Below are 5,434 nucleotides of genomic sequence, written 5' to 3'. Positions count from 1 at the left end.
AGAATCACTCTCATGGGTTGACTATAATTTTTCGCTAATTCCAAGAGCTATCTATGAATTTGGGGTTAAGCCTTCATTTGCCAGTTGAATAATCCGAGAGAATACAAATAGTTTTTACACATAGCCTGCTTGGAATTTAATTTACTATTTTTTGACCATAAAGCTTGCATGAGACTTAAAATCGAGAAGATATAACTGCCTTACCATCTCGGAAAAATGCTTTCTTTTGAGTTATGATGAAAAAGTAGAAATCCATTTGTTTCCTGATGGCAGCATCGAAATGAAAAAAAATATTACGCCAGGATTTGATATACTTATATTATTGGTATCACTCATTTTAATACTTTACAAAAGGAAGGCAGTCAAAATTTAAGTATGGAGGCCATATATACAATTCATGAAAATTCTTGTCATTGGTGGTGGGGCAAGAGAGCATGCGATATGCAAGGCTGTATCAAGGAGCGATGCCGACCTCTACGCGATTATGAAAAATTCAAACCCTGGAATAAAAAAACTTGCCCGGGATTTTTGCCTGCAGAATGAAACAAACGTGGATAAAGTATTATCTTATGCACGCTCAAAAAAAATAGACCTCGCCATAGTTGGGCCGGAGGCGCCGGAGGAGGCCGGCGTGACAAATACACTGGAGGCGGATGGGATAAAAGTGGCTTCACCTACAAGGGAGGCGGCAGAGATAGAAACCAACAAGGAATTCATGCGCAATCTGATGGAGAAGTACGGTATCAAGGGAATGTTAAAAAGCAGGGCATTTTCTGATGCAAAGGGAGCAAAGGAATTCATAGAAATGCTGGACGGAGAGGTGGCAATAAAGCCAGTAGGACTGACCGGGGGCAAGGGCGTGAGGATTGCAGGAGACCATTTCCGCAGCATTGAAGATGCAATAGGCTATGCGGAGGATGTTATATCAAAAAAAATAGGGGGCAAGGCAAGGGTTCTCATAGAAGAAAAAGCCGTTGGCGAGGAATTCACGCTGCAGACTTTCTGTGACAGTTTTACAATAGTCCCTACCCCAGCTGTTCAGGATCATAAGCGTTTGCTTCCAGGCGATAGGGGGCCAAATACGGGCGGAATGGGTTCTTATTCAGATGCAAGTGGAATATTACCGTTCATGGACAGGAATGATTATGAGGAGGCTGTTGCAATACTTCAACGCATCATTGATGCCATGCATAGCGAGGGCAGACCATATAGGGGGGCCATTTACGGGCAATTCATGCTTACGAATGAAGGGCCGAAAGTAATAGAGATAAATGCACGATGGGGCGACCCCGAAGCCATGAATATCCTTCCTCTGCTAAGGACAGATTTCGTCGACATAACCATGGCAATGGTTGAAGGTACGCTGAGCAGAAAAAAGATGGATTTGGAGAAAAAGAGCACTGTATGCAAATATGTTGTACCCGAAGGATACGGAGTGAATTCATTGGACGGCAAAAAAATTTCTGTTGACGAGGACAGAATAAAAAAATCGGGGGGGCAGCTATTTTACGCATCAGTGGATGAGAGAGATGGGAACGTATATACAACAAAGTCTCGCTCTCTTGCCGTGGTGGGCATAGCAGATAAAATTGATGATGCCGAAGTCATATGCGAGGACTGTCTTAAGCATGTTAAGGGAGAACACGTTTTCATAAGGCATGACATCGGCAAAAGAGAGTTGATACAGAAAAGAATAGAGCACATGAGGATGCTTCGGGGATAAAAAAATGATATTTATTTATATGGTAGGCACCGCAGGGTCGGGCAAGAGCAGCCTTACGGGGGCATTTTATGAATGGTGCATTCGCCATGAATTTGATGCGATAACCGTCAATCTTGACCCCGGGGTTGTAAACCTGCCCTATACTCCGGATGTAGATGTAAGAGAATGGCTCTCGCTGAACGAAATAATGGAGGAATACGGTCTGGGGCCAAACGGTGCGCAGGTATTATGTGCGGATATGCTTGCACTGGATGCCAGGGAGGTTGAAAAAAGAATAAAGGAGTATCGCACGGATTATGTGCTGATTGACACTCCGGGACAGCTTGAACTATTTGTTTTCAGAAGCACAGGAAAGGTTATCGTCGATCAGCTGGATCCGAAACAATCGTTGCTGGCATTTGTGATCGAGCCTTCGCTGGCCACAACTCCCACAAATTTCGTTTCTCAGATAATGCTTTCGGCAATAACGCAATTCCGGATGGTTGAGCCGCTGGTCAACATACTGAGCAAGATAGACATCGTTGATAAAGATGCACTGGACATGATGCTGGAATGGGGCAAAAATCCGGAGAAATTGTACAAAGATGTAATGGTAAAGTCACCATCGATGTACTATCAGTTGAGCGAGGGAATAATGGGAATTATAAAAGAAATGGAAGCCCATACATCTCTCATACCCGTGTCAAATGAAACGCTTGAAGGCATGGAGGATTTTTATACTTCCATACAAGACACATTCATGGGCGGGGAAGATCTGGAGAGGGAATAAAAGAGCGATTATATGTGGCTACTTAGCTCGCCCACATCTGCAAAAACTATGGGGCAGCCATCAATTTTCATCTTTCCTTTCTCCCCCCTGTAGGTGACAATTATTGCCAGTGGCGGATGATAGATAGCAATGAACGACCGCAAACTCCTTTCGATTCTTCCGAGCTTCGCTTGCAGTTTCACCTCTATAGGAATAATCCTGCTATCCTGCTCAACAACAAAATCAACCTCTGTTTTTGTTTTTGTCCGCCAGTATTTCGGCACTCTGCCCATTTTGAGAAGTTCAGAAAAGACATAATTCTCAAAGAGTTTTCCATCCGGTTCTGGGATAAACTGCTTTGCAATGACATTTCTCAACCCACTATCAATAAAGTATATCTTTGGTTGCTTCGTGATTTCCTTGCTTTTATTGGTGTAGTACGGCATAACTCTAGTAATGAGATAGCTTTTTTCCATGGCATCAAAATACTTCTTGACGGTCTGAAAAGAGATGTTGAGGTCATTTGATATTTTCCTATAGGAAACGATATTTCCTGCGTTTACCGCGAGGTAACGTGCGAAATCTTCGAGAGTTCTTATGTCTTCTATGGAGAAGGTTCTTGCCACATCCTTGAAGAGCATAGTTTCATATAAGTCTAGTAAAATGGTTTTTTTCATTTCTGGACTTTTTGTCAAAACGACTTTGGGATATCCGCCATGGCATATATGTTCCCATATCATCCTTCTTTGGATATCTGGTGTAAGCACTTTCTGTCCTTTTGCGGAGAGAAATTCTCTATATGAAAAGGGGTAGAGCCGCATGATAGAAACTCTCCCGGCAAGGTGCGAGAGAATTTCTTTTGCAAGTATCACTTCCGACGACGAGGTTATCCACAGTTTTTGTCCTGTATCAACCAGATATTTAAGTTTTCTTCCGGCGTCCTTGCAGTATTGCACCTCGTCAAGCACTGCCACATCATATCCCTCAAGGTACTGTATCTCAAATTTTTTAATATCTTCCTCAAACAGATTTCGCGCATCTGGATCATCAAATAGAACATAGGATGCATTGAAGTCTTTTATCTGTCTTTTTAAAAATGTTGTTTTTCCTGCCTGCCTCGCTCCAACGACAGCAACGAGGTTGTAGTGTTCAGAAATCTCCAGAAATCTTTTCTGTATTTCCCGCTCAACATACATGTGTAAACAATGATTGGCACTATTTATGCTTTACTAAAATTAAACCACGGTTTAATAAAAGTTATACTAAAACTGAATCATGGTTTATTTCTAGTACGGGAAGAATTTTTATACCTCCATACAAGACACATTCATGGGCGGGGAAGATCTGGAGCGGGAATAGCTCCTTCAAAAAAATTTTTAATGAACAGGGCATTCCACCCTCATGAAACATTTAATTTCGATGATGGATGTTGATGGTTGCCTGGAAAAAATAATAGATGATGCCATTGATATGAAAAAGAATGGATACGAAAAGGAGTTGAAAGGTAAAATACTGGCAATGATTTTTGAGAAATCGAGTACACGTACTCGCGTTTCTTTTGAGTCGGGCATGCAAAAACTTGGGGGCCATGCCATTTTTCTTGGAAAAAATGACATTCAGCTCAGTAGGGGAGAGACAATTGAAGATACTGCTCTTGTGCTTTCCCGTTACGTCGATATTATTATGTACAGGGCTTATAGCCATAAAGATATGCTGGAACTGGCAAAATACGCCACCGTGCCGGTGATAAGCGGACTGGACGACGAGGAGCATCCTTGTCAGGTTATAGCGGATTTAATGACGGTAAAGGAGGTAAAAGGCAGGCTAAAGGGGCTGAATGTTGTTTACTTTGGAGACGGAAAGAACAATATGGCAAATTCATTGTTGCTTGGATGCACAATGGCGGGGATGAGCGTCAAAATCGTTTCCCCAGAGGAATATTGGCCATCTGATTTTTATCTCAATAAGGCAAAAAAAATGGGCAATGTAGAGTTAACCGAGATGAATGAAAATGCGGCGAAAGATGCAGATGCTATCGTAACAGATACATGGGTTTCAATGGGGGATGAAAAAGAAAAAAGGATTAAAGCCTTTGGAAAATATACTGTGAACGAGGGGATTATGAGGCAGGCAAAACCAGATGCCATATTCATGCACTGTCTGCCTGCATACTATGGCAATGAAGTTACAAAAGAAGTTGCCCATGGCCCCCAGTCCGTAATATTTGACGAAGCAGAAAACAGAATGTGGGCACAAATGGCAATAATGAAGTGGGTGCTAAAATAATCTTCCAACTTTCTCTATTTCCGCTCTGGCAACACCTTCTGCTGATGAAATTCTATCAACAAGTTCGTCAGGGCTTTCATCACCCATTATCATATCGAGCACCAGGGCTTTTAATCCAAATGCAATGGGCACAATTTCTGTATTGGTTACTTTTATTCCCCCTGGTATGGTCTCAACGACTCTTTCTTTCAAATTTTCCAGGTCTATATTCATTCCGTCCGGCATTATTTTTATCGTAATTCCTACTTCTCCCATTTTTCCACCTACGGTCCTACGAGTCCACATTCAGGGCATTCGTAAATCGCAGATTTTTCCCTGCAGCTTCTGCATCTTTTTATTATCGTGCCGCACTCCGGGCATGGGAATGCAACACAGCCTTCATCGACCAACCCGCGTCCACATGATACACATCTTCCTTCTATCATTGGCAGGTTATGCACATCTCTCATTTAAATTTTATCTCATGGAAATATTTTAAAGCACTTGTCGTTTACTTATCTGGTGATGAGCGAACCCTTCCTGAGAAACCCTTTCTTTTGAAAAAGAAAGCGTTTCATCGGAAAGAAAACTTCCTATAAGGGAAAGCATCTCTCCAAGGAAAGAAAACTTCCTATAAGGGAAAGCATCTCTCCAAGGAAAGAAAACTTCCTATAAGGGAAAGCATCTCTCCAAGGAAA

The 5,434-nt window shown here is 42.1% G+C and carries 6 protein-coding genes; 3 read left to right on the top strand and 3 right to left on the bottom strand.

All coding sequences use genetic code 11. From position 1 onward, the window contains the following. Positions 1-397 precede the first annotated feature (397 nt). On the top strand, positions 398-1,723 hold the full coding sequence (gene purD, locus U9O96_06125; protein MEA2054671.1) for a phosphoribosylamine--glycine ligase: 1,326 nt from the start codon (positions 398-400) through the stop codon (positions 1,721-1,723). 4 nt (positions 1,724-1,727) lie between these two features. Beyond that, on the top strand, positions 1,728-2,492 hold the full coding sequence (locus U9O96_06120; protein ID MEA2054670.1) for an ATP/GTP-binding protein: 765 nt from the start codon (positions 1,728-1,730) through the stop codon (positions 2,490-2,492). An 8-nt stretch (positions 2,493-2,500) separates the two neighbouring features. Here the strand turns inward: U9O96_06120 and U9O96_06115 are convergent, their stop codons facing one another. After that, positions 2,501-3,667, bottom strand: a complete 1,167-nt coding sequence (locus tag U9O96_06115; protein ID MEA2054669.1) for an ATP-binding protein — start codon at positions 3,665-3,667, stop codon at positions 2,501-2,503. Positions 3,668-3,872: 205 nt separating this feature from the next. Between U9O96_06115 and argF the strand changes: the two genes are divergently transcribed. Further along, positions 3,873-4,757, top strand: coding sequence for an ornithine carbamoyltransferase (gene argF / locus U9O96_06110; protein ID MEA2054668.1), 885 nt, complete (start codon positions 3,873-3,875; stop codon positions 4,755-4,757). On the opposite strand, the gene U9O96_06105 is transcribed toward argF, so the two are convergent. Together U9O96_06105 and U9O96_06100 are read right to left on the bottom strand one after the other, a co-directional pair. Beyond that, the gene (locus U9O96_06105) at positions 4,749-5,012 is read right to left on the bottom strand and encodes an elongation factor 1-beta (GenBank protein ID MEA2054667.1); all 264 of its coding nucleotides are present in this window, start codon (positions 5,010-5,012) and stop codon (positions 4,749-4,751) included. The genes argF and U9O96_06105 overlap by 9 nt on opposite strands. Before the next feature lie 8 nt (positions 5,013-5,020). Then, on the bottom strand, positions 5,021-5,182 hold the full coding sequence (locus U9O96_06100; protein ID MEA2054666.1) for a zinc finger domain-containing protein: 162 nt from the start codon (positions 5,180-5,182) through the stop codon (positions 5,021-5,023). Between the last annotated feature and the right edge of the window lie 252 nt (positions 5,183-5,434).

It is taken from the genome of Candidatus Thermoplasmatota archaeon (assembly GCA_034660695.1).
Classification (GTDB): domain Archaea; phylum Thermoplasmatota; class E2; order UBA202; family DSCA01; genus JAYEJS01.
The sequence above is the reverse complement of the archived record's forward strand: the minus strand, read 5'-3'. Positions and strand labels throughout refer to the sequence as shown.

Bases quoted from the DNA above. Each gene is read 5' to 3' on its own strand.
- U9O96_06120 (MEA2054670.1), top strand. From the start codon at position 1,728: ATGATATTTATTTATATGGTAGGCACCGCAGGGTCGGGCAAGAGCAGC.
- purD (MEA2054671.1), top strand. From the start codon at position 398: ATGAAAATTCTTGTCATTGGTGGTGGGGCAAGAGAGCATGCGATATGC.
- argF (MEA2054668.1), top strand. From the start codon at position 3,873: ATGAAACATTTAATTTCGATGATGGATGTTGATGGTTGCCTGGAAAAA.
- U9O96_06105 (MEA2054667.1), bottom strand. From the start codon at position 5,012: ATGGGAGAAGTAGGAATTACGATAAAAATAATGCCGGACGGAATGAAT.
- U9O96_06100 (MEA2054666.1), bottom strand. From the start codon at position 5,182: ATGATAGAAGGAAGATGTGTATCATGTGGACGCGGGTTGGTCGATGAA.
- U9O96_06115 (MEA2054669.1), bottom strand. From the start codon at position 3,667: ATGTATGTTGAGCGGGAAATACAGAAAAGATTTCTGGAGATTTCTGAA.